Genomic DNA, 25,713 nt, shown 5'->3' on the forward strand with positions numbered 1-25,713 from the left:
ATGATACGATGCCACAATTTTTAACATAAAATGTTGCGGACTGTTGATAGACTTTAGGTAATGTCTTATTTATATTTAATCATATAGGAGCTGAGGATATGATTGGTATGAATATTCGTGTTTTGCGTAAAAAGAATAAAATGAGTCAGGAACATTTAGCGGAGAGGGTAAGCGTATCACGACAAACCGTAGCAAAGTGGGAAAACGAGGAGGCCCTGCCTGATATACATAAATGTAAATTGTTAGCTGGGATATTTCAAGTCACATTAGAACAATTATCCAGTAATATGAGTGAAGAAGAGGTAGAGCACCTGGGCCCTCAAGGGAAACAGTTCTTTGGTGTTGTGAAGGTAGGCGAGCGGGGGCAGATTGTCATCCCGAAACAGGCGAGGGACATGTATCAAATTCAGCCTGGTGATAAGCTCGTAGTTTTAGGTGAAGATGTGACAAAAGGGATTGCAATCTTAAAAACTGATAGTTTTCTAGAGTTTGCAGATATGATCCGCAGGGCCGAACCGACTAGGGAGGAAACAGAATGAGTAAAATTGTATTTTTTTCGATCCCCGCTCACGGTCATACGAATCCGACAATTCCAGTGGTATCACAGTTAATAAGGAATGGCCATGAAGTTTGGTACTACTCCTTTAAGGAATTTCAAAAAAAAATAGAAGGTGCCGGTGCCAAATTTATTCCTTGTGATGACTTCTTACCTCCGATATCACAACAGGAATTGAATCGAAAAGCAGGAAAAGATTTTGCTGCATTAATTGAAATGATTGGTGATACGACCATAGCGTTAGATGAAAAGGTATGTTCAGAATTAAGAGAAATTCAGCCGGATTGCATTGTATCTGATTCCTTATGCTTTTGGGGAAAATTATTTGCCAAGAAATTAGGAATCCCGTATATCTGTTCTACAACAACCTTCGCATTCAATCAATATACAGCAAAACTGATGAAACGCAGTGTAAAAGAAATACTGAGATTAATAGTTGGAATGCCGCGAATTAACAAGAAAATAGAGCTGCTGCAATCTTATGGGTATGAAGTGGATAGTTTTCTATCGATTATTCAAAATGATAATGAAACGGATACCATTGTGTATACATCGAAAGAATTCCAGCCTATGGCAGAAACGTTTTCCGATAAATTTGCCTTTATAGGTCCTAGCATCGGGAAGTCTCATGAGGTACATGTTGAAAAAAAGAGCAGAAAGTTGATTTATATTTCATTGGGAACGGTACTTAATCAAAATAAGAATTTTTACCAAAATTGCATCCAAGCATTTGCTGACAGTCCCTATGATATTGTGATGTCAGTTGGGGAAAAGACAGACATTGCCTCGCTTGGCACCATACCGAACAATTTTATAGTTAAAAACCATGTTGAACAGATTGCCGTATTACAGAAGGTAGATGTATTTATTACCCATTGCGGTATGAATAGTGTCAATGAAAGCCTGTATTTTGGAGTTCCGATGGTATTATTCCCGTTACATAGCGAACAAAGGATAGTGGCTGACCGAGTTGCTGAACTTGGTGCAGGAATAAAATTAAAAGCAAACAAACCGAAATTTTTGGCAAAAGCAGTAGCTGATTTAATAGAGCATCAAACATTTCTGGAAAATACAAAGAAACTATCTGAAGCCTTTAGGAATGCAGGTGGAGCTGAAGAAGCAGCAAAGGTTATAGTGGCGAAAATTGAAGAGAAACACTGACTGCTTGGAATTACTGAAAATTGAAATAACCCGAAAAACCTCATTAAATAGGTTGTTTTTCGGGTTATTTACAATTTGAACATGATTTTTCTTCTACTAGAATTCTTACATAAAAGTTAAGTAATAGACTAGAAAGCAAAATAGGTAAAGATGGGTGATAACCAGTGAGATAAAACTTTACAGTATGAAAATGTTTAAAACATTGAAAGTTGTGGTAAACATCCAATGAGATAGGAGATGATCGAATGGATGGACAAAAACAAAGTTATTATATCAATATTCAATCGAATGAAATTTTCAGAAGACCTCATGAGGGAGAGTGGAATTTTAAAATTGAAGCGACAGAATCGCAAGTATATGTCCTGGAACGACTTTTTGATAAAAATGATGAAACAGATTGGGAAAGTTATTTTCGATCACACATTCCATATCTTGAGTATCATCATCAGCCTCAAAATAGGGAATATGATCAGCGAATAATTTTGATTTATACGATGCTCTTTTACTTAGGTGATGATAAAACCCGTGCACATATTAGAGAAATGGGAATTCTAAACGAGGATCGTGCAACTATTCAGCATAAAAGCTTTTAATCTTAATGACATCTGGCGGTACAATATTAAACCGCTAAATGGTGAATTATTTACAAAAGGGGTAAATGCGGTCAGTCCCATTCCTTGGTAAACAGGCTGCATTTTTTTGAACAGGCTCTGTTTAAACTGAATGTTGATTCACTGTGTTTGGAAAATAAGCGGAGAATTTCCGTTTAAATTGGGAAATACCCATATTTCCTTAAAAATAGTCGGAGTTTTTCCGCTTATTGTTTGTAAATCCTTGTAATTTGTCTTATTTAAGGCAGCTAAGCGGAATATCTCCGTTTATATCTGCTCTTAAGGTTGCTCTATAAACAATAGCCGGAAATTCTCCGCCTATAAATTCTCAACCCTACAAGAAAATCTAAAATGAATAATAACAGAGCCTTTGAATAAAAAGCTTTGGTTGAAGACTTAACTCTTCTGTGAAAAAGGGTTGGTCCAGCAAACAGTCTTCATTCCCTTGATACTAACCTGTAGTGCCAGGCACTATTAAATACGTTCAAATAAACTCTCTCCCTTTTTTGAGCTAGTTTTCTATTTTTTTCCTAACTTTTGTGTAAAATAGAATGGAAACTAATAAAGAATAGGTGAGAACATGAGTCAATTATCCGAATTTGTATCCAAGCAGCATCAGCAAAATGTTGAAGAGTTAAAAGAATTACTTCGTATTCCAAGCATTAGTTCCTTATCGGAACATAAAGAGGACATCCAAAAAGCAGCTTCCTGGATCGCCAATAAGTTAGAAAGCATTGGAATGGAGCACGTAGAAATCGTACAAACAAAAGGTCATCCGATTATTTATGCAGACTGGCTTCATCAGGAAAATGCCCCGACGGTATTAGTATACGGTCATTATGACGTACAGCCTGTTGACCCGATTCACTTATGGGAAACACCGCCGTTTGAACCAGACATCCGTGATGAAAAAATCTATGCCAGAGGTGCCACAGACGACAAAGGACAGACATTCCTACATATAAAAGCTGTCGAATCACTACTGAAACTAGAAAATAAATTACCGGTAAACCTTAAATTTTGTATCGAAGGGGAAGAAGAAATCGGAAGTCCCAATCTTCCACAGTTTTTATCAGAAAATAAAGAAAAACTAGCCTGTGATGTGGTGATCATATCCGATTCTGATATGTGGGATCGAGGAATTCCTGCGATTACATATTCATTAAGAGGTCTTGCGGCTCTCGAGGTTTCACTTAAAACCGCGAATACCGATTTGCATTCCGGCATGTTCGGCGGTGGAGTTCAGAACGCTAACCATTTATTAGTGAAGCTGCTATCTACTCTTCATGATGAAAATGGTAAGGTAAACGTTGAAGGATTCTACGATGATGTTTTAGAATTAACAGAATTTGAGAAGGGACAGATTAAAGCACTAGGTTTTGATGAAGAAAAGCTAAAGAAACAATTAGGCTTAACAGAATTAACGGGTGGGGAAAATAATTACCCATATCCTGAGAAAATCAACTCGCGGCCAACACTAGAATTAAACGGCATATGGGGCGGATTTCAGGGGGAAGGTACTAAAACGGTCATTCCGAACGAGGCACATGCCAAAATCACCTGCCGTCTAGTCAATAATCAAAATCCAGAAAAAATCCAGCTCTTAATCAAAAAACATTTAGAAGAAAAAGCACCAAAAGGATGCTCAGTAAAAGTGACACTTCAAGATACAGGTAATCCATTCTTAACACCAATCGATGATCCAATGATTCAAAAAGCGGCTGAAGCCTATGAGCAGGTTTATGGAAAGGCACCTGTTTATAAAAGAGAAGGAGGTTCGATTCCGATTGTATCGGATTTCAACCATACACTAAATACCCCTGTTGTCTTAATGGGATTCGGGTTGCCGGATGAAAATCTCCATGCTCCGAATGAACATTTTAACTTAGAAAACTTTGATAAAGGGATTTTAACCATCTGTGCCTTTTTAGAATTGATCTGATAAAAGTAGCAAAGGAGGGATAGCATCCCTCTTTTTTGCTGTGAACCGTGGGGACACTTCCGATGGCTTTTGTCTCTCCGGATGATATGGTAGGTAAGCTATCAGTTATAGGAGTAGTCCTGAACAAGGATTTGAAAACGATTTAGGTGAAAAGAATCGTGAGGACTGTCCCTAAGGCAGATAGGTAGATGAAAGCACCATCAAAATAGTGATGGTGCTTTTATCTATTTTTGACAAATCAAGATAAAGAATTTCTTATCAGAAATCCTCTTCTTTTATATTAAGCAGGAGAATTTGCCTGATTGAAGAAGTTATTTAATAGTTAAAAAGAAGGAATTGGATACTATGAAAAAGCAACCTGATAATGGAGTAAAATTAATATAGTAAAAACAGGTATCTGGCAAGAGTTCATTACAGAGCATGCGTCGCAATGGATTATATAAAGAAGAAAACCAGATTGATTCTACTTTGATTGGGAAAATCCAAGGAAGGTATAAGGACTGGAAAACATATGAGAAGACGATTGAGCATTATTTAAATTTTAAAAAGATTTATCAGTAAAAAAAATCAGAATACTAGTATACAGGAGGGTAGAGCGATGGAGCCATTAACGGAACGCGAAGTGAATGATACTCTGAATACGTTATCTCCAGAGCAGCAGGAGTTTTTAAGTGCCCATCTAAAACAGGGCAAGAAAAGTAAATGGCTGGAGGTACTGTCTCAGAAAAAAGGGATTCCTTTAGGCGAAGGGATGTCGGAGGAAGAGATTGAGGAGCAAATGGAGTCGTGGGTATTGAAAGAAGTGCTAGATGGAGGGTTTGGCAACAAGCCGTTTCGCTGTGAGTGCGGGACTCCGCTCCGCTATCAATACATTGTCTACCATTCAAAGGAGAAGAAAACCTATAAATTAGGAGTCACTTTCTGGAAAACTATACGAATTTATCTCCTGAACTGATCAGTGATATTAAGAAAGGATTTCATACCATTGATTTGGAACGGGATGAAATCTTAACAAAATACCAAAGGAAACAATTCTTTCCGATTGAAAAATTTATTTACATAGAAGATTTACCAGAGGAGATTGTCCACCAAGCCAAGATTGGTATACCGTTAACAGACAGGCAAATAGCTACAGTCTACACTATTAAAAAAGAATACGACAAAAAGGTACAAACAAAAAAGGTACTAGCAGAGTTTAGTGACGCGCAAAAAACTGTCTATGACGTGTTACCCCGGTGGAAGAAAGAAGAAGTAGTCCAAAGGTTTATTGATCGAGATGGGTTTAATGTGGAAATCCCAGATGACTTTCAACATGAGGAAATACAAACCTTTAAAGAAATAGACTTTCCGCTTCTGGAACAGCATTTGTTCAAATTAAACGAGTATCTAAATGCCAGGAGGAATCAGGAGCAAATACTTCTTAGCCGGCAAAAAGAAATGGGGAAATCGATTAAGATTACCTATGATGAGCTAATAAGACGACATTTAGTTACCTTAAAAAAGGTGAGAGAAAAAGAAGAATCTATCCCGCGGGGGCTGGAAAACGATTGGGTGAAAATTCAGCAGCAAGTTCGAGAGTTAAAGGAAGGCCAGGAAATCGAGTATAGCTCGTTCAAGTTAAATTTAAGTATGTTGGTTTTTGCGCTTAAAATTGAACCAGATTCTTTCCTATAAATTTGGAAACCTTTTTGGATACTGGTAACGAACTTTATACCTGGAGAATCGTTCCCTTAAAAGGCGAAATCGATGAGACAAGGGACAATACTTGGAGAATCGTTCCCTCAAAAGACAAAACTGAGGAGTCAAGGGAACAATACCTGGGGTATCATTCCCCTAAAAGGCGGAATTAAACAGTCACCGGAACGATACTTGGAGAAATATAGATATTGTTCGGAGTAAAAGATAATCAACCACATTATTTTATTAACACGCCAAACGATACTAGCATGGAAGACTATAGCTCACAAAGACTTCCATATGAGCCGAAGAGATAGCAAAAATCTTATAATCTGTTGGAAAGTATTAATAGATGAAGAACCAAGAAATGTAGAAAAATATCTAATTTATGATTTCAAGAATATATATATAAAGAGACCTTTTGCGAATCTTAAAGACTGATTTTATTCTAATTATAGAATTTTTATGGTGGAAGAAAGAACCGAACTTCCTTTAGAAATTTTAAGGACTAATAAATGGGGAGGGACTTAATGAACATTGATTGCCATTTTCATGTAGATGAAACAATGTTGACCCTCGAAAAAATGATAGAGGGTATGGATAAACATGATGTAACTAAAACAGCCTTGATTGCCCCCATGAATGAAACCATGTTTGAAGTAGATAGTACTTTTCAACATAATTTACAAAACTTTTTTCGTTTTCTAATACTAAATGCACCACAAATTGGACTCAAAATTTATGATGGGCTAGTCAAAGATGGTTATTTCAAACTTTATGGGAATTCATACAAAATTTTTACCAAGCCGAACAATGACATTGTTGCTACTGCCTTGGATCGGTTTCCAGACCGATTTCTAGGCTGGATAGCAGTGAACCCATTGATTCCTGAATCAGTGGAAGATGTAGAGATTTATCTTAATAAACCCGGTTTTATCGGAGTAAAAGCTCATCCGTTCATGCATGAATATAGTATTAAGGCACTTGATTCAGTTGCATTTATGTGTGAATCAAAAGGAATACCTATGATTATACATCTCTCTTCAGAACCTGACTCGTTTAAATATTTGCCTGAAAATTTCCCGAAACTTAAAGTGATTTATGCTCACGCCGGTCTTCCTTTTTGGAAAAAACTATGGAAATATGTTAAGGATCAACCAAATGTATTTGTTGATACATCAAGTGATTACCTTAATCCCTCTATTGTAAAGAAAGTAGTGGAATCTCTAGGGTATCGTAAAGTGCTTTATGGTTGCGACGGACCTTATGGAATGAAAAAATTTAATGAATACGACTATTCAGCTAAGAAAAGTTGGATTGAGTCACTTCAAATTCCTGATAACCAAAAGGAATATATTCTTGGGAAAAATTTTTTAGGATTGATTAATTGAAAATTCTCAAAAAGGATCCACTAAGTGTAACCAAGGTAAAGGTTCAAGGCTACTAGTCATTTTTTCTAGCAAATGTGATTGCTCCTTACATAGAGAACGCCAAAGGAGGGATACTTGTTGAAAAGAGAATATATTAAGCTCATACAAAATCTATCCAATCCGAACCTAAATGGACGAGTACCAGGAACAAAAGGGCATGACGTTGCAAGAAAACTTATCTTGGAACAGTTTGAGAAGTTGTCGTTAACTCCATTAGTAGAGAAAGAATGGGAACAAACCTATACCGCTTTTGATGGTAAGATTGGACGAAATCTCCTTGCCAGAAGAAAGGGGAACGGTGATAAATGGCTGCTTTTAGGAGCTCACTATGATCATGTAAAAGGCTGTCCAGGGGCAAATGATAATGCTGCTTCCATCGGAATACTACTGTCTGTGCTTGATTCATTAAAGTCATCAAACTTAAATATAAATATTGTTCTAGGAATCTTTGATATGGAGGAGCACAGATACTTTTTAACCAAAAGTATGGGTAGTATCCATTTTTATCGTGATAGTCAAAAACGATTAAATTACAATCATTTTCTTGGGGCATTTATTTTAGATTTGTGTGGTCATTCTGTCGGTGTAAAAGACCGTGAAAACTCTTTGTTCGTGATTGGAGCAAATACATCCCCATCTCTATCGCAATCTATTAAATTCACACAAAATCATGTAAAAAATCTTCAAGTATACCGGTTAAGAAGCAGAAGATTATTTCATTTATCCGATAATTATATCTTTGATCGTAAAAGGAAGCCCAACCTATTTTTCACATGTGGTCATGACCCCAACTATCATACTCCGAAAGATACATTTGAAAAATTAAATCTAGAGAAGATATCAAATATCTCTACCTATATCACACACTGCATTCTAACAATAAACAGGAAATTTGGTGATAATACTGCTGAATTATTACTTACCTCTGCTGAAAATCCTCTATTCAATCATGAATCTGAAACAGCTGAGCTAAGCCGTTTTTTTAATGCTGAAATAGGACCTCATCATAATCTTGACCGCATATGCGATTTCTTGATAAGAGAATTATCAAAAACTCCAAATAATGATTTAGAAAAAATCAAATCAACTTTGAAAGACTTGGGGATACTTTAATCCAGCTCGGTTCGTTCTTTTTCGCCTTTTCTAAATATTACATTTTAGACTACCTTTTTAAAGTAATCCTGCCAAATTTTGTTTATTGGACTACATAACGAGATGATTTCCAACGTTTCTTCAGCAGGAACGGGGCTTTTTCTTGTTCTGAAGTAGCCGAGGATTTCCACAAGAACAACAAAGTGCCTGTCACTTGTCGAATGTTGTAATTTTCGACTAGTGACAGGCACTTTTTCTATGTAATAACTAATGCGTTTTCATAGTGTCGCCCTATAAAAATATCAAAATCCTTAATAAGAATATATCCAATTATCCCGGTTGCCTAGCACATTTATTTTAACACTCAATTTTTGTTGTATTATTATTAAAAGTAATGGAAAGGAAAAAATCAAAACACAGAGATGGTGAGACGAATGTTAATCCAATGTACGAAATCCTTGCTTGATCAGCTTGGAATTAAGAATAGTGAACTGCTTTCTACAGAAGGTCATGAACAGTTCCCTAATAGCTCCATGGCATGGCATCCAAATTTTGCCACAATTGATAGAAAAAAAGCGATTGTTTTGATGAATAAAAAAACAAGGCATTCGATCGTTATCTACATACCGAGTAAAAAAGTTTTTTCCAAGATAAATGAATTAATTCGTGAGGCAATTATTACGACTTTACGAATGGAAGGTGTCCGTAAAGAAGTCATTGAATCATATATGGAAATAGCGGGTGAAATTACATTTTCGAAAACCGCAAGTAGAAGCTTGGTACAAAGAAGAATAATGCGGTCCGTGAAATTGAGTTCATGCTAGAATATTTAGATGAAAAGACAAGAATTCAATGATATATAAGTATTGTAGCAATATCACCTTTTTGGATTTTTAGATCATCATAAGAAAGGTCATAAGCTTCTATGTAATTGAGTTTTTGTTTTTAAAACCGAACGGCTAAACCAACTTGTGTAGATCTTTTTTTTTTGAGCCTTTTGTGTTGGAAAGTCAATTCGTGAATAAGTTACAACATTTCTTATCAACTTAATAAATATACAATTTAGAAGAAGGTGTAATATGGCGAAAAATGGTTATCGGTCATTCACCATCATTGCTTTAAGCATGGCAATATTACTAATGTCATCCTGTAGTAAGTTACAAAAAAAAGAGGAATACAATAAGAATAAAACTCCTCGAGAAGTTTTAGGTTTTTACACAGAAAAGGAAGGAACGTATCCAGGGTCTCAACCTACAGTTGACTCGCAGTACAACAGTTTAACCATCATTGCACCTTTTTGGTATAAGCTTGATGATAAGAATCCAGGGAGTCTTATAGAATCCGTCTCACCAGATCATAAAAGAAAGGTTATTAAGAGTGCACATGAAAAACAGCTGAAGGTATATATGGTTGTACATAATCTCTTTTATGAAACCGTGGAGAAGGGCAAGCAGGTAGCGAGTAACGTACTCATTAACGATAGTAACCGCAATGTTTTCATTCAGAACTTACGCAATGAAATAAATCAGTTTAACTATGATGGTATTAATATTGACTTGGAAAATTTGAAATTGACTGACCGGGATTCCTTTAGTCTGATGATAAAAGAATTATCTGATGCTTTGCACCAGGATGGAAAAGTCGTTACGGTTTCAGTCCCGGCAAACACAGGTGATTCCCGTGCTAATCCCTGGTCACCGTGGTTTGATTACAAAAAGCTAGGTCAATATTCAGATGGGTTAATGATTATGACATACGATGAACACAATCCCAGAACAAAACCCGGGTCAACAGCATCAGTCGATTGGACAGAAGCAACGATTCAGTATTCTTTGAAACAGGAAGTACCACCTTCAAAAATTTTACTGGGTATCGCAGGTTATGGATGGGACTGGGATAGCACAGCAAACAAAGCCGTATATAGCTCCTATGCACAGGTAATGGATCAAAAAAATAAATATAAAGCTAAAGTTGTATGGGACTCCCGTTCGCAAACACCTCATTTCAGCTACGTAGATAAAAATCAACATAGCCACCAAGTATGGTTTGAGAATAGCCATAGTCTGGGGTTTAAGCTAAACCTTGTAGAAAAATATAACTTACGGGGAATCGGTATTTGGCGACTCGGTTTGGAAGACTCAAAGTACTGGAAGATTATACCCGAGAAAATAAAAGTAAAAAAGTGAAGGAATGGTCTTCTAAATCCTATTGGGATTGCTGCGACGATCCCTCTTTCTTAAATGAACGTCTTAAGAATATTCCCCAAAGCCATTCCTAATCACTGGAGAACAAGATAGAAATGCAGGAGTACCGATTTCTAAACGAATTTATAGAAACCTAAAGAAGAGTATGTGACACAGTAAAAATGACAGACTTGCTATATCATTTACTAAAAGAAAAACCAGATCTATTTTCTTGATTTATAAGGGACAACGTCAAATCAAATCCTGTAGTATTTCATAATTGTAAAAATAGTCCGAATTTTATATAGTGTTTATGAAGGTCGTTTTCTAATTTTTCAGGGAGGGTTTGATGTCGATGAAATACAGACGTTTAGGGAATAGTGGGTTAAAGGTAAGTGAAATAAGTTTAGGAAGCTGGTTAACCTACGGGAAAACGGTTGAAGATAACACAGCTGAGAAAACCATACATAAAGCATATGAACTAGGGATTAACTTCTTTGATTCTGCCAATGTTTACGAGCGTGGTGAAGGTGAACGAGTTATGGCTGGGGCTTTAAAAGAATATCCACGTGAATCCTATGTCATTACGACAAAAGCGTTCTGGCCAATGGGGGAAGGTCCGAATGATCGCGGATTATCGAGGAAGCATGTGATGGAACAAGTTAATGCGAGCTTGAAGCGAATGAACTTAGATTATGTTGATATTTTTTACTGTCACCGCTATGACCAAGAAACGCCAGTGGAAGAAACGTTGAGAGCCATTGATGATTTAATTCGTCAAGGGAAGATTCTTTATGCGGGTGTAAGTGAATGGAGTGCTGCTCAGATTGAAGAGGCAGTCCGTGTAGCTGATAAGTTCCTTTTAGATCGAATTGTCGTGAACCAGCCTGTATATAACATGTTAAATCGCTATATAGAAAAGGAAGTTATTCCGGTGAGTTCCAAGCATGGGATCGGACAGGTGGTCTTTTCTCCTCTAGCACAGGGGATTCTAACAGGCAAATATAAAGGAAATACCATTCCAGAGGATAGCCGTGCCTCAAATGACGAAATCAATAACTTCATGAAGGGGATGTTGAATGAGACTACCTTTACGAAGGTGGAACAGTTAGAGAAGATCGCCAAGGAATTAGAAATCACTCTACCTAGCCTGGCGTTAGCGTGGATTTTACGTCAGCCAAATGTTGCAAGCGCATTAATTGGTGCAAGCAGACCAAGCCAAGTAGAAGAAAATATTAAAGCCGTTGAAATTGAACTCACGAGTGAGGTTATTGAAAAAATTGAGGGGATTTTGGCATAGAAACACTTAGGAAAAGGAGGGGTGATGGCATCCCTCTTTTTTGCCGATAAAAGTGCCAGGTACCTTCCAAATGTGGTGCACCCCGAAAGTTAGAGTGAAATCTAGCTTTCGGGGTGTGTTTTTATATGGAGAAATTTGGTGGAAAATTCAAGTTAAATTTGATGTAGTTACTTAAAAGACGAAAATCAATATATATGGAATCGATTGCATTAGGGGCTTTGCTCAAGTAAACTTATTTTAAGAAATAAACAATGTAATTGATAAGGTGGTTTAATTAGCAAATGGCTACAATTTCAGATGTTGCAAAGTTATCGGGACAATCGAAAACGACCGTGTCTAGGGTTATAAATAAACATCCATATGTCTCTGAGGAGAAGAGGGAATTGGTCTTAAAGGCAATGGAAGAGCTAGGCTATACACCGAACCCTACCGCAAGGAGACTAAGAGGCCAGCTAACTACAACCATAGGGGTCATTGTTCCAAGAATCGTGAATCCCTTCTTTTCCTATCTCGTGAATTCTATCGAAAATGCAGCCTACCAAAAGGGATATCAGGTATTAATAGCCCAAAGTAATGAGGACAAAGAAAAGGAACTGGCCTTTTTAAACCTGTTAAAAAACAAGCAGGTAGATGGAATCATCATGACTTCAATTGTAAATGATTGGGAAATTATAGAACCATATACTAAGTATGGTACCATACTGCTGTGTAATGATTATGTCAATCAGGAAGTGGCCCCGATGATCCGCTTGGACCAAACAAAAGGGGCTTATTTAGGAATAAAACACCTGGTTGAAAAGGGACATAAAAAGATTGCCTATTGTACGGGTGGATTATTCGATGCACATGGGAGAGGGAGAGACCGCAATCTTGGTTTCCAAAAAGCAATGCAGGAAGCAAATATAAAGATTAATCCAAGATGGATTTTTGTGGACCAACATACGATTGAAGATGGAAAAATAATCTTGAAGCAAATTCTTGAGATGGATGACCGTCCCACGGCCATATTTACAGGAAGTGATGAGGTAGCTGCCGGAATCATCATCGAAGCGAAGGAGCATAGCCTATCCATCCCTCAAGATCTTGCCGTTGTTGGTTTTGACGACCAGCCAATTGCAGAAATCTTGGATCCGAAATTGACCACGATCTGTCAACCTATGGATCAGATGGGGGAAAAGTCAGTTAAAGTCATGATAGAGTTGTTAGAAAACCCAAAAACCCAGATAAAAACATATGAGCTTCCGATTGATTTGATTGTCCGCCAATCGACGTAAGCGTAGTCTTTGATTAAAAGTGAAATGTGGTATCGATTTCACTTTTTTTATGCCAAAAGCGCCAATAGTTGAAGAGGTTGTATGATATTAATGAATAAGAAAGCGTTGACAGGATGAAAAAGGGTAAATATAATAGGTATAGAACCGGTTCCTAAAATTCTTTTGTGATCTAGTGGAACCGATACCACTTTTTATTTTAGGGGTATATCACTGGTGAACTATAAATATAGAGTTTTACTTTTTAAAAATATATGGAATCGATACCACATGAAATAGTAGAACAACTCATCTACAGAAAGAGGGCAACATGGAGAAGAAATGGTGGCAAAAAGAAGTAATTTATCAAATTTATCCAAAGAGTTTCTATGACTCCAATAATGACGGAGTAGGGGATATAAAAGGAATCACACAAAAATTGGATTATCTCCAGTCACTTGGGATTACGATGATATGGATATGTCCAATTTATCAATCTCCGATGGCTGATAACGGATATGATATTTCAGATTATTATCAATTAAACCCTGAGTTCGGAGACATGAAAGATCTTGAAGAATTAATTGATAGGGCAAAAGAAAAAGGGATTAAGATTGTTCTTGACTTGGTCATTAATCATACGTCCGATGAACATCCATGGTTCCAAGACTTATTGGAGAACCCAAAGAACAGTAAATATAGGGATTATTATGTCTTGAAGCCAGGAAAGAATGGGCAGCCGCCAACAAATTGGCGTTCTGTTTTTGGTGGAAGTGTATGGGAGCCCTTGAAAGGGACAGATGAGTATTATTTTCATTCTTTCCATGTGAAACAACCTGACTTAAATTGGGAAAACAAGCAAGTACGCGAACAATTATATAAAATGGTCAATTACTGGCTGGAAAAAGGTATTGCTGGATTTAGAGTCGATGCTATTACATTTATTAAAAAAGATCAAAGCTATGATAACATCCCTGCTGATGGAGTAGACGGGCTAGGCAAATGTACAAAGAAAACGCGGAATCGCCCCGGAATAGAAGTTTTCTTACATGAGTTAAATAAAGAAACCTTCTCTAATTATAATTGTGTAACCATTGGTGAAGCTCCAGGTGTTCCTTATGAACAATACGGTGATTATATTGGTGACAATGGATATTTTTCCATGATTTTTGACTTTAAATACGCTGACCTTGATGTTGCTTCTGGCAGTGAGTGGTTTAAGCGGATTGACTGGAATGTACAAGATTTAAAAAAATTAATCTTTACTAGTCAAAATGAAATCCAAAAAGAGGGATGGGGAGCCAATTTTTTAGAGAATCATGATCAGAATCGATCCATAAGCAAGTTTATAAAAGAAGAAGAGAATAGAAATTTCTATTCAGCGACTATGTTGGCTGCAATGTATTTTAACCTTAGAGGCACACCTTTTATCTACCAAGGTCAGGAAATTGGTATGACAAATTTTAAACGGGAAAGTATTGAGGAATTTGACGATATTTCAAGTATTGATCAGTACTATCGTTCCATTGACGAAGGTTTTAGTGCAGAAGAAGCCTTGCACTTTATTAACCTGCGAAGCCGTGATAATTCTAGAACACCATTCCATTGGAGTGCAAAGGAATATGGCGGATTTTCAAAAGTCCAACCATGGTTGGGAATGAATGAAAATTACAAAACGATTAATGTGGAACAACAAGAACAAGACCCAAATTCCATTCTTAATTTTTATAAAAAAATGATTCAAGTGAGACAATCAAAAGAATCTCTTATTTATGGAGAGATTAAACCTATATTAGAAGAACATCCAACGATTATTGCCTATATACGAAAATTGGATACCGAAGAAGTGGTTTGTTTCTTCAACTTTTCACCTGAAACTGAGAACGTTGAATTGGGAAATTATGAATATGATATCCTTCTTAATAACTACAAAGAAGAGAGCCCAACAATCACGGAGCAAGAATATACATTAAAGCCATATCAGGCACTTGTACTCTTAAAAAAGGAAGCGAACTAGCATGAGTGAAAATAAATATGAACGTATAGGAAAAGAAATAGTTAACGTTATCGGCATGAATAATATTGAATCGTATACTCATTGTGCCACAAGATTACGCATTTCCGTTAAAGATCGTGAAATGATCGATGATGAAGCGATCGAGAGAATCGATGAAGTCAAGGGTGTTTTTTATAATGCAGGTCAATACCAGATTATTTTGGGTACGGGAACAGTAAATAAAGTCTATGCTGCGCTAAGAGGGAAACAACCTGATCCGATAGATGAGCAGCCCAATAAGGAAGCTTCATCTAGCAGAAAGGAAAAGGGAATAAGAAGGGCTGTCCGGACTTTAGCAGATATATTTATTCCTATTATTCCTATTATTGCAGCTACAGGCTTATTTCTTGGTTTAAAAGGTGTATTGTTCAGTGACGCCTTCTTAGGTCTAATGGACATGAGTCCTAATGATATTCCTGAAAATCTAAAGACCCTTACATCTGTATTAACAGACACTGCGTTTGCCTTTTTACCGGCTTTAATTTGCTGGTCAGCATTTAGGAATTTTGGTGGTATGCCAGTAATCGGTTTTGTCCTTGGGTTAATGCTCGTTTCTCCTGCCCTTCCAAATGCGTATGCGGTAGCAGATGTTAATAGTGGAGTAGAACCACTAATGGCTTTTGGTTTTATTCCGGTTGTGGGTTATCAAGGTAAAGTATTGACAGCACTTGTGGTTGGGTTTTTAGGGGCAAAACTTGAGAAAAAGCTGCGGGCTATCATGCCGAATGCATTAGATTTAATTTTTACTCCTTTCTTTGTTTTATTAACCATGATGATTACTGGTTTACTCATCATCGGTCCTTTATTGCATTTTGTGGAATCAGGATTAGTAACGGTTATTACTAAACTTATTAGTGCTCCTCTTGGAATTGGGGGTCTGTTAATTGGTTTCTTATATCCCTTAGCAGTAATGACAGGAATGCATCATTTGTTTATTGCAATTGAGACAACGTTACTTTCCAATACTGGGTTTAATCCGCTGATTACACTTTGTGCGATGTATGGGTTTGCCAATGCAGGCGTTTGTTTAGGGATTACCTTAAAAGCAAAAAAGAAAACCGTCAAGGTAACAGGGATGAGTGCAACATTAACCCAATTACTTGGTGTTAGTGAACCAGCATTGTTTGGTGTTGTTATGAGGTATAGTATGAAACCACTTTATGTAATGATTGCTTGTTCGGCGGTCGGGGGTGCGATTCTTTCAATCTTAAATATTAAAGCTAATTCGTATGGGTTGGCCGTTGTCCTTTCTCCTTTAATGTACATTTATGAGTGGAACCAGCTTGCGGTATATGTTGTCGTATCCATATTAACTTTTGCAGCTGCCTTAATAATTACTTATCTATTTGCAGTACCAAAAGCAGTGATGGAAATGGACCAAGATCACAGTAAAAGTAGAGCTAGTTAATTGGTGGCTAGTAAGATGATTTTTGTTGTTTTTTTACGAGTTGCACTATAGCAACTCGTTTTTTAGTGAAAATTAGTTTAGGAGGAAATGTACACTATGGAATGGACATTAAAACAACGCTATCGAACGTATGACAGTATGACCCAAAAAGAACAAAAGAAGCTTGAAGCATTAGTTTCGGACAGTATATGGCGGCAAAAATATCACATTCAACCGCAATATGGACTGTTAAATGATCCTAATGGCTTTGTCTGGTACAACGGACGTTATTATTTGTTTTATCAATGGTTCCCTTTTGGAGCTGTTCATGGGATGAAACATTGGTTCCAGACAGAATCCTTTGATCTTGTAAACTGGGAAAATAAAGGGGTTGCACTAAAACCCGAATATGGTTATGAAAGTCACGGCATATATTCTGGTAGTGGGTTTGTTCATGATCAAAATCTATATTTATTCTATACGGCAAATAAACGGGATGATAAATGGAATCGTCATGCTGCTCAATGCTTAGCAATCATGGATATCAAAGGGGAAATTGTCAAATTACCAGAACCAATCATAAAAAGTCAGCCACAAGGATACACTGAGCATTTTAGAGATCCAAAGGTTTGGAAGGCAGATAATAAGTTTTATATGATTGTTGGGGCACAACGTCAAAATTCAACGGGCTGTGCACTTCTTTACCAATCAAGTGATTTAAAACAGTGGACGTGGATCGGTGAGGTCAAAACAAAGGAAAGAGATTTTGGTTTTATGTGGGAATGTCCTGATTACTTTGAATTACAAAATCATGGAGTCCTTTTATTTTCTCCCCAGGGACTCCAGCCTAAAGGTGATGTTTATCAAAATATATATCAATCAGGATATTTTATTGGCAATCCTTTAGATACAGAAAAAGGTTCATTTGAACATGGTGATTTTCAAGAACTGGATGCCGGATTTGATTTCTACGCTCCTCAAACAACCCTATCACCGGATGGAAGACGAATCCTTGTTGGCTGGATGGGATTACCCGAAATTGAATATCCAACTGATTCTGAAGGATGGGCCCATTGTCTAACCCTACCAAGAGAGTTATCTATTCATGAGGAGAAGGTTATTCAAAAACCAGTAGTTGAACTTGAGTTGCTTCGTGGTGAAAAGGTAGAAGCTACTAAAATATTGAATAATGAATCTACAAGTTTCAAAGGCATCGCGGGAGATATTTACGAACTTTTAGCAGAATTCTCTGCAAGTACAGCTAAGGAATTTGGTATCGAGCTCCGTGTTGGAGCAAATGAAAAAACAGTAATTAAATATAACTCTTTTGAGAAAAAAATTAGTTTTGACCGCACACACTCCGGGCAGTCCTTCGCTGAGGAGTTTGGTTCGATTAGAAAATGCAGTTTCGAATCTAAAACTATATCGATCCGAGTCTTTGTGGACGTCTCTTCAGTCGAAATCTTTGTAAATAATGGGGAGAAGGTTTTCACTGGGAGAATTTTTCCTAGCAAAGAAAGCAGAGGAATCCGCTTTTTTTCCCATGGTGGTCGAACAAATGTGAAGGTGGTGAAATGGGTAATTGATGAAAAATGATATTCCATTCAAGATTAACTAGGAGTGAAATAATAAGAAAACATTTTTCGATTCGCGAGGTTTTAATTTATTTTATTCCCCTTGAAAAGGGCGTCGCATAAAAGGATGTTTAATCTTTTGAAAAAGCCCCTGGAGGAGCACCCGCAAATGTTCTTAAGGCTGATAATATTGTGATTCGTCAGGAGCGATTTAAATAATTCAATTGAAAATCTACCCAAAATGCAAAAAACGCCTTCAAAAATCATTTTTGAAGGCGTTTTTTGACGTTTCACTCTAAAAATGCCCTCAAAAGTAGAATAGGGCAGTTCGATTTACTCAGCCAATCTCGTTACTGTAGAAGTGCCGGCCGTGAGCTTTCACGTAAAGTTCTCACGAAGGAAAACGAATACACGGTGATGAGAGGGAGTTATTAATCATGAGTATAAAATCGGGTAATACAGAAGAGTTTAAGCAGTTCTCGCAATTTAGTTCCCTTCAGGAATTTAATCAGCATATGGAAATGTGGTTATTAGAACACAAGCATGATTTTACCAAAGGGGAGCTGGTCGGATTAAAAAGGCTCGTTCGATTTGCAGCCAAAGTTCCCGGTGTATGCAATGCCAAAATCGGAACCATCTTAAAAGCAATTCACGCACAATACGATGATAATGGCATATCAAGGTCTACCTTTAAACGAATGATTTTGAAAGCAATGGAATTTGGGATCATTACAGTCTTTGAAACAGAAAGGAAAAACGGTTCACAGTCTAGCAATTTATACCAGTTTAATCGTTTTCCATCGAATGAACTACCCGAAGAGGAAAAAATGAACCACCAATATAAAACTAGTAATCTTTTAAAAACAAATAATCAAAAGATAAATAAACGTAACGAAGAACCGTCAACATTAGATGATTCCTATGTTAGCAGCACAGTACCACAACCTTTTGTCCACCTGGTAAAATGCTTTTTTAGCGATGCAAAAACCATTGAAGAATATTGGCATATGGTGCAAATTACTGCTTTTCGCTTTGAGTGTACGAATGACACAGAAGATATACTAGACATAACCATCCAAGCCTTTAGACAACTGATAGGTAAAATAAAAAGGACCAATCTCGTGAAAAATCCGATCGCCTACTTCTATGGAATCTTAAACAACAAATTCATGACATTCTATTTGGAAAAGGTATCTGCAATGGAGACTACAACCCTTATATCCCATTCTTTTATAGATGGCATAAATCCAGACTGGGATTGGTTGCAGCCGAATGAATAAAAGATTCTATTGCCCTCGGAGGACATGAAAAGAACCGATACGCAAAAAAATGTCGCATCTTTGTTAAAATTCACTTGAATTATGACGAAACCTGTTTGTTTACTAAAACCTGCCCTTATTTGATACTACTATTCATAGGAGGAGTTCCTTGGAAAACTGGCACGAATGGAGTAATCTATCTATGAAAGAAGATAAAGACCAAGAAGAACAGGTGATTTTTGAAAAAGAATTAGATCAATATGCATTAGATGTAATCAAGCGGTTATATGACAAGACTTTTAAAGAGTTGGTGGATCGTTGATGAAATATTTATCCACAGTAATTCCTGTGAAAATAAGAGGGTGAAATATATGTTAATCCAATGTACGAAATCCTTGCTAGATCAGCTTGGAATAAAGAATAGTGAGCTGCATCCTCCAGAAGGACATGAGCAGTTCCCCAATAATTTTATGGCATGGCATGCTAATATTGTTACGATTGATAGAAAAAAAGCGATTGTTTTGATGAATAATGAAACAAGGTATTCGATCATTATCTATAGACCAAGTAAGAAGGATTTTTCCAAAATAAATGAATTAATTCGGGAAGCAATCATTACGGCTTTTCGAATGGAAGGTGTCCGCAAAGAAGTCATTGAAGCATATATGGAAAAAGCGGGTGACATTACATTTTCGAAAACGGCCAGCAGAAGCATGGTAGCAAGGATGAATAATGCGGTGCGTGATATTGAGTTTACTCAAGAATATTTAGATGAAAATGTAAGAATTCAACGGTATATTAGCATGATAACCGGTAGATTTATCCATAAATCTGGGAATGATCCTGCGTTTTATCCGATTGAAAAAATGCTCAAATGCCTCGGCCTTATTGTTGGACAGGAAGATCATGAAGCTGTGGAAGATGTTCTTGAAATCGACCTGTATCAACTGAAAATAAAAATCAATCTAGAGGGTTATGAAATTTGGCGACGGGTTTTAGTGCCTTCGACTTATTCCTTCAGACATCTACATAATATTATTCAAAGCGTTTTTGATTGGCATAACGCTCATTTACATGAATTCGTTGTGGAAAGAGCGGAAAGCAAGGACCTCAAAATTATAATGGATGATGACCCCGAGACGATGGAATATTTGAATTATGATGCATTTGAGGTCTGTCAGGAGCGATTTGTTGGACTTGAAGAAATTTTCCCAGCCTATGGTGAAGTACTATATAAATACGATCTCGGAGATTCCTGGGAACATATCATCACATTGGAAAATGTTGTGAAATCAAATGAGTTTCGTGCAACATTTGTGGAAGGAATCGGAGAGAGACCTCCTGAAGATGTGGGAGGAGAAGGGGGTTACATGGAATATCTGCGAATTATGGCAGATGTGAACGATCCAGAACATGAGGACATGAATGCATGGGCCGATAGTCAAAAGGAAAGAAACAGAAGCCATGAAAAGATAAATCATGGACTTAAACAAATAATCAAAGGCTATCATTATTCACAATTTTTGTGATTAGATTGAAAATTAGGTGGTTTCCTATCGGAATCAGTCAGGAAATCAGTATTCGCTATAGCACACATTGATTGAAAAAAAATTGAGGCCAGTCCAGGTAGTTCGCTTGTAAACAAGTGAACTATTTTTTTGAGTTTATAAAGACCTGTTACGACAAATTACCGATTCGCTTATGGGACTTTTTAATTAAAAACCGTGAAAGTTGAGGATTTTTGAAGAAATAAGGAGGACTTTTAATATGAATAAAGAAATATATTATATACAAATTTCGATTCAATGGAACATAGAAGTTATTTTGACAGGTTACGAGAAGAACTGCGCTATAAAAAAATACTGAGTAGTTCACCTTGGTTGTTTTCTCCATAATGAAAATAGCTGCAGATAGATTTAGATTAAGCCATTTTATTCAGCAAAACTATAAAGTTATGAAAGAAGGGATTCGATATGATTGAAAATTTCTTTGCTGACTATAAAAAATTTGTTGTTTTACCGGAAGATGAAAGCCAAGTTAATAATGAAGTATTTGATCCCAAAAAGTATGCTGGATATTATATACTAACACTATCAATTTTTAATTCCCGTTTATCAACCTGGAAAGATGCAAGTAAACTTGAAATTGATATTGAGAAAAGTATCAAGTCGGTCTTAAGGGATTTTAATCAAATGCAGCGTGAGAAGTACCATCTTCAATTACTAGAATTAGATAAGTTTACAAACTATTTTATCTTGGCCCTTTCTACTAAAACAAGATTTAATCCAGGGGAAGAAGATGACAGTATAGCATATGTTATTGATAGAATACTAACGAATCCTTTTTATGTAGGGCAAAGTTGGTTTAACTTAATTGGTGAAAAAGGAAGAGTGGCCCGTAAACTCTTTTGCTACTCCTTTAAGGAATATGTAGCGGCGGACTTAAACCAGTCAAAAAAGGAAGACAAATATGAAAACATCAGTGAATTAATCCCTAAAAATGGTGAGATTAAGCTGATTAAAAGTGCTCAGAAAAAGGAAGTTCTCTAAATACACGGGTACGGCATGTTTTTGAAAAATAGAAACCGATATAAAAGACAACTTCATTATTTGAAACGAAAAGAAGGAGACATCGAAAATGAGTCTCCTTCTTTTTACTTTCAGTGAATATTTTGTCCCTTTGTAAGTTCAAGATAAACAAGAAAATGATAAAGCAAAAGACAAACAAAATTAAACTCGTGTGCCACAAAGGTATGCGGGTTTTCTTTTTATTTACCATTGGGAACCTTAATTGTATTAGTTTAATCATCCAAAAATTCTAGAAAAATAACAGATATTTAATGGTTCTAAATTGCTTAAGTTTCACTATGATGAAGTCAATTACTCGCTGACTGATTTCTGCATCTGTCTAAACATAAAATCTATAAATGTCTAGGGCAAGGGCTCCCTGGGCTATTTTTTATTCCGATTTCTATCCGTCTATTCTCCCGTTTGACAGCTGAATGAATGTGAGTATAGTCTAGTTTTTTGAATTTTGAGAATTTATAGAGGTGAATAGAAGAAGTAAAGAGAATAAAAATTTAACTTATCAAAAAAATGGCAGTTATATTTTAAATGAAATTAGAGAAGTACGCTGCGTGTAAAGCAATGGATCTTATTGTCGTAAAAGAGGGGGAATTAGGTTTGGATGAGAAAATAAATGCAAACTATCGATTGGTCGACACCGTCAACTCGCATGAGGCTTTTAGTTACCACTCACACGAACAATATGAAATTTATTATTTCCATGGTGGTAACTGCAAATATTTAATTGGTGACCATATTTATCCTTTACAAGAAGACGATATTATTATCATGAATGGTTTAACCTTGCACAGAGCATACCCAGAACCAGGTATCCCGTATGAGAGAAGTGTAATTGAATTTTCATCTGAATGGTTGCGACCTATTTTAATTGACTTAAACGTTCCTGAATTATTAAATCCGTTTAACCAGCTTAGTAATACTTTATTTCGAGGAACAGACAAAGAGAAATTAGTAGAGATTAAGGAGTTAATAAGAAAAATCGCATGTAAAGATCCGAATAAATTGCTTGATAAAGAAAATAGTGTAGAAAGTCGTTTGCGAAATGGTGAAATATCTACTTTATTCGTACAACTTCTATTTAAAATCTATGAATTAAGTAAACAACAGCTCGTAAAAATACCTCCCATCGAAACGGAAAAGAATACTCATGTAAAACGGATTATACCCTGGATTGAAAAGAATTTTAATAGTCAGATTACGTTAGACAGTATTGCAGATAATTTAAATTTAAGTAAATACCATATGGCTAGGATTTTTAAAGATGTTACAGGTTTTACCATTATGCAATACTTAATGACTTGTCGAATCAACCGGGCAAAATACTTACTGGAGATCCACCCGGAAAAATCCATACATGAAGTGGCCTTAGAATCCGGTTTTGAAGATTCATCTCATTTTAGTCGTTTTTTCCGAAAACAAATGAATATTACTCCAACAGAATATCGAAATAGTAGAGCAATCAGGAAACATTCAGCGTCTTCAAAATAAAGCATTATCCTTAATAAAAATAGCAAAACAGCAACATATGACAAATTAAAGTCAAAATAACACAATTATAAACAAGCTAAATATTCTAAATTTTTATACTATTTAATTAGAAGTAAAAATGGTATTCGCTAGATTTACTAGAATGAACCTTAACAGAAACAGGAGGGCGTTGTCAAAAGGAGATAAAAAAGGCAGTGGTAAAAAGCATCGCCTACATATGAGTAAATTTTTTTAGGATAATTTGAAAGCGTTGTCATTAATGGGGGTTAGATGACCAAGAATCAAAAGAGTGAAGGAATTCCAATCAAGAAAGGAGATATTTATGGCGAATAACAGCGTGGAAGCGGCCAATACAACTACTCAAAGTGTGAATACAAACACCCACACAGAGTCTAAAACGATGAAAAAGAAAAAAAGAAGTTCCCAATGGACATGGTATATTTTCTTAATCCCAAGTTTTCTAGGTATTTTATTGTTCATGGTCTATCCAATCGCAGAATCTCTAAGATTGAGTTTTTTTAAATCAAATGGGACGATTGAGACCTTTACGGGACTGGCTAACTTTCGTACGGTATTAACTTCAGGTCCTTTTTGGAATTCCGTTTGGAATACCTTTTATATCGGTATTTTTCAAATTCTTATCACTATTCCACTAGGGTTTATTTTTGCAACACTTATCAATTCTGTGTCAAAAGGGAAAAACTTTTTTAAGGTCTTATACTTTCTGCCAAATGTCACTTCCATTGTTGCGGCAGCCATGATCTTTCAATTTGTTTTACACCCTGAAATGGGGATTCTAAATTATATTCTTGGTTCATTAGGATTACCAACACCAGGCTGGTTTTCAGATCCTGCCACTTCTAAATGGGGTGTCATTTTGCTGGCAGTTTGGCATTGGATTGGGTTTGTTATTATTATCTGCCTTGCCAATCTTCAAGCCATTTCGTCGGAAATGTATGAGGCAGCTAAAATTGACGGAGCAAGTGGATTCCAACAATGGTTATTTATCACCATTCCAAACATGACTGGAACGTTTGCCTTCTTATTAATCACTGGTTGGATTGGTGCTCTTCAGCGTTTCAATGAGGTTTATGTCGTTGGCGGACCAAATGGAAGTCCTGCTCGTTCCATCCAAACCATGGGAGCCTTTATTTATGAGCGTGGTTTTACAGGGTTTGAATTTGGTATCGCATCCGCTGCCACATATATCATGTTTATCATCATCTTGATCTTTACCTTTATTAATCTCAAAGTCTCGAAAATGAAAATATAACGTAGAGAGGAGGGACTATATTGAATAACACCATGTCTATGAAGAAAATGGAAAGGATTACATCTATTATTAAGTTTCTTATTCTATTAATTTTCGGTGTTGTGCTTATGGCTCCATTTATATGGATGGTTAGTGTAGGTTTTGATAGAACAGCCAATATTTCAATGCCGTTTCCGCCTCGATTAATACCAGAGGAACCTTCCAAATTCAACTATGGAATCGTATTCGAGAATGGAAGACTCATTAAATCGTATATAAACTCTACCATTGTTACAGTGAGTTCTGTTGTTTTGGGAGTTTCTGCCTCCCTTCTGGCAGGATATGCGTTCTCTAAGGGGAAATTCAAGGGTAAGAAAATCTTGTTCATTGTGGTCCTTTGTACGCTCATGATCCCAATGGAGCCGAGGTTAATTCCCTTATATACCTTGTTTAATAAAATGAATCTATTGAACACGTATTATCCATTGGTTCTTCCCTCTATTATTAGCGGCATGTTGATTTTCCTTTGTAAACAGTTTTTTGATCAGCTGCCAGATACGCTTCGGGAGGCTGCCCAAATTGATGGAGCCGGTGAATTTAAAATCTTCTTCAGTGTCTATTTGCCGCTTGCCGGACCGATCGCAGCAACAATGGTGATCTTAGCCTTTATTTGGAGTTGGAATGACTTCATGTGGCCATTAGTTGTGCTGAACGATTTAGAATTACAAACCGTTCCTCTTTATTTAGCAAGTTTCTCGCTAGAAAATGGTTCAAGTTTAGGGGGCTTAACGATGGCTCTCGCAACCGTTAGTATTCTACCAATCGTCATCTTGTATCTTTTTTTACAACGATACATTATCCAAAGTATTGCCCTAAGCGGGGTAAAGGGAGAATAGTTTATTCGTTTTCA

General features: G+C 36.5%; 22 protein-coding genes. All 22 read left to right on the forward strand.

The features are described from left to right. Nucleotides 1-98: 98 nt before the first annotated feature. Nucleotides 99-539, forward strand: a complete 441-nt coding sequence (locus H0184_RS13360) for a helix-turn-helix transcriptional regulator (protein ID WP_221826019.1) — start codon at nt 99-101, stop codon at nt 537-539. Next, nucleotides 536-1,717: a macrolide family glycosyltransferase gene (locus tag H0184_RS13365; protein WP_221826021.1), complete on the forward strand. Its 1,182-nt coding sequence runs from the start codon at nt 536-538 to the stop codon at nt 1,715-1,717. Before H0184_RS13360 ends, H0184_RS13365 begins: the two co-directional genes overlap by 4 nt. A gap of 245 nt (nt 1,718-1,962) precedes the next feature. Further along, nucleotides 1,963-2,310 (forward strand): hydrolase, encoded by a 348-nt coding sequence (locus tag H0184_RS13370; RefSeq protein ID WP_221826023.1) that lies wholly within the window; start codon nt 1,963-1,965, stop codon nt 2,308-2,310. Between the two features lie 598 nt (nt 2,311-2,908). Next, on the forward strand, nt 2,909-4,270 hold the full coding sequence (locus tag H0184_RS13375) for a dipeptidase (protein ID WP_221826025.1): 1,362 nt from the start codon (nt 2,909-2,911) through the stop codon (nt 4,268-4,270). 598 nt (nt 4,271-4,868) lie between these two features. After that, complete coding sequence (locus H0184_RS13380) at nt 4,869-5,225, forward strand: hypothetical protein (RefSeq protein WP_221826027.1); 357 nt, start codon at nt 4,869-4,871, stop codon at nt 5,223-5,225. A 35-nt stretch (nt 5,226-5,260) separates the two neighbouring features. After that, nucleotides 5,261-5,944 (forward strand): hypothetical protein, encoded by a 684-nt coding sequence (locus H0184_RS13385; RefSeq protein WP_221826029.1) that lies wholly within the window; start codon nt 5,261-5,263, stop codon nt 5,942-5,944. A 533-nt stretch (nt 5,945-6,477) separates the two neighbouring features. Then, nucleotides 6,478-7,338, forward strand: coding sequence for an amidohydrolase family protein (locus H0184_RS13390; protein WP_221826031.1), 861 nt, complete (start codon nt 6,478-6,480; stop codon nt 7,336-7,338). Nucleotides 7,339-7,455: 117 nt separating this feature from the next. Then, nucleotides 7,456-8,490, forward strand: coding sequence for a M28 family metallopeptidase (locus H0184_RS13395; protein ID WP_221826033.1), 1,035 nt, complete (start codon nt 7,456-7,458; stop codon nt 8,488-8,490). A gap of 413 nt (nt 8,491-8,903) precedes the next feature. Then, nucleotides 8,904-9,293 (forward strand): DUF6933 domain-containing protein, encoded by a 390-nt coding sequence (locus H0184_RS13400; RefSeq protein ID WP_221826035.1) that lies wholly within the window; start codon nt 8,904-8,906, stop codon nt 9,291-9,293. A gap of 255 nt (nt 9,294-9,548) precedes the next feature. After that, entirely contained in the window at nt 9,549-10,655 is a 1,107-nt protein-coding gene (locus H0184_RS13405; RefSeq protein WP_221826037.1) for a glycosyl hydrolase family 18 protein, read from the forward strand. A 352-nt stretch (nt 10,656-11,007) separates the two neighbouring features. Then, nucleotides 11,008-11,952: an aldo/keto reductase family protein gene (locus tag H0184_RS13410; protein ID WP_221826039.1), complete on the forward strand. Its 945-nt coding sequence runs from the start codon at nt 11,008-11,010 to the stop codon at nt 11,950-11,952. A 281-nt stretch (nt 11,953-12,233) separates the two neighbouring features. Next, the gene (locus H0184_RS13415) at nt 12,234-13,226 is read left to right on the forward strand and encodes a LacI family DNA-binding transcriptional regulator (protein WP_221826041.1); all 993 of its coding nucleotides are present in this window, start codon (nt 12,234-12,236) and stop codon (nt 13,224-13,226) included. 307 nt (nt 13,227-13,533) lie between these two features. After that, nucleotides 13,534-15,219, forward strand: coding sequence for a glycoside hydrolase family 13 protein (locus tag H0184_RS13420; RefSeq protein ID WP_221826042.1), 1,686 nt, complete (start codon nt 13,534-13,536; stop codon nt 15,217-15,219). A 1-nt stretch (nt 15,220) separates the two neighbouring features. Further along, on the forward strand, nt 15,221-16,666 hold the full coding sequence (locus tag H0184_RS13425; protein WP_221826044.1) for a PTS transporter subunit EIIC: 1,446 nt from the start codon (nt 15,221-15,223) through the stop codon (nt 16,664-16,666). A 96-nt stretch (nt 16,667-16,762) separates the two neighbouring features. Beyond that, on the forward strand, nt 16,763-18,241 hold the full coding sequence (locus tag H0184_RS13430; RefSeq protein WP_221826046.1) for a glycoside hydrolase family 32 protein: 1,479 nt from the start codon (nt 16,763-16,765) through the stop codon (nt 18,239-18,241). A gap of 415 nt (nt 18,242-18,656) precedes the next feature. Next, nucleotides 18,657-19,499 carry a hypothetical protein gene (locus H0184_RS13435; RefSeq protein ID WP_221826047.1) on the forward strand — a complete coding sequence of 281 codons (843 nt, stop codon included), beginning with the start codon at nt 18,657-18,659 and terminating at the stop codon, nt 19,497-19,499. 148 nt (nt 19,500-19,647) lie between these two features. After that, entirely contained in the window at nt 19,648-19,800 is a 153-nt protein-coding gene (locus tag H0184_RS13440; RefSeq protein WP_221826049.1) for a hypothetical protein, read from the forward strand. Nucleotides 19,801-19,849: 49 nt separating this feature from the next. Then, nucleotides 19,850-21,007 carry a plasmid pRiA4b ORF-3 family protein gene (locus H0184_RS13445; RefSeq protein WP_221826051.1) on the forward strand — a complete coding sequence of 386 codons (1,158 nt, stop codon included), beginning with the start codon at nt 19,850-19,852 and terminating at the stop codon, nt 21,005-21,007. 444 nt (nt 21,008-21,451) lie between these two features. Then, on the forward strand, nt 21,452-22,027 hold the full coding sequence (locus H0184_RS13450) for a hypothetical protein (protein ID WP_221826055.1): 576 nt from the start codon (nt 21,452-21,454) through the stop codon (nt 22,025-22,027). Between the two features lie 564 nt (nt 22,028-22,591). Next, complete coding sequence (locus H0184_RS13455) at nt 22,592-23,551, forward strand: AraC family transcriptional regulator (RefSeq protein ID WP_260631565.1); 960 nt, start codon at nt 22,592-22,594, stop codon at nt 23,549-23,551. A 322-nt stretch (nt 23,552-23,873) separates the two neighbouring features. Then, nucleotides 23,874-24,824: a carbohydrate ABC transporter permease gene (locus tag H0184_RS13460; protein WP_221826059.1), complete on the forward strand. Its 951-nt coding sequence runs from the start codon at nt 23,874-23,876 to the stop codon at nt 24,822-24,824. A 20-nt stretch (nt 24,825-24,844) separates the two neighbouring features. Beyond that, a complete protein-coding gene (locus H0184_RS13465; protein WP_313771761.1) occupies nt 24,845-25,699 on the forward strand; it encodes a carbohydrate ABC transporter permease in 855 nt (284 codons plus the stop codon). Nucleotides 25,700-25,713: the final 14 nt, after the last annotated feature.

The sequence above is a fragment of the Neobacillus niacini genome (assembly GCF_019749295.1).
GTDB classification, from domain to species: Bacteria; Bacillota; Bacilli; order Bacillales; family Cytobacillaceae; genus Neobacillus; species Neobacillus niacini_D.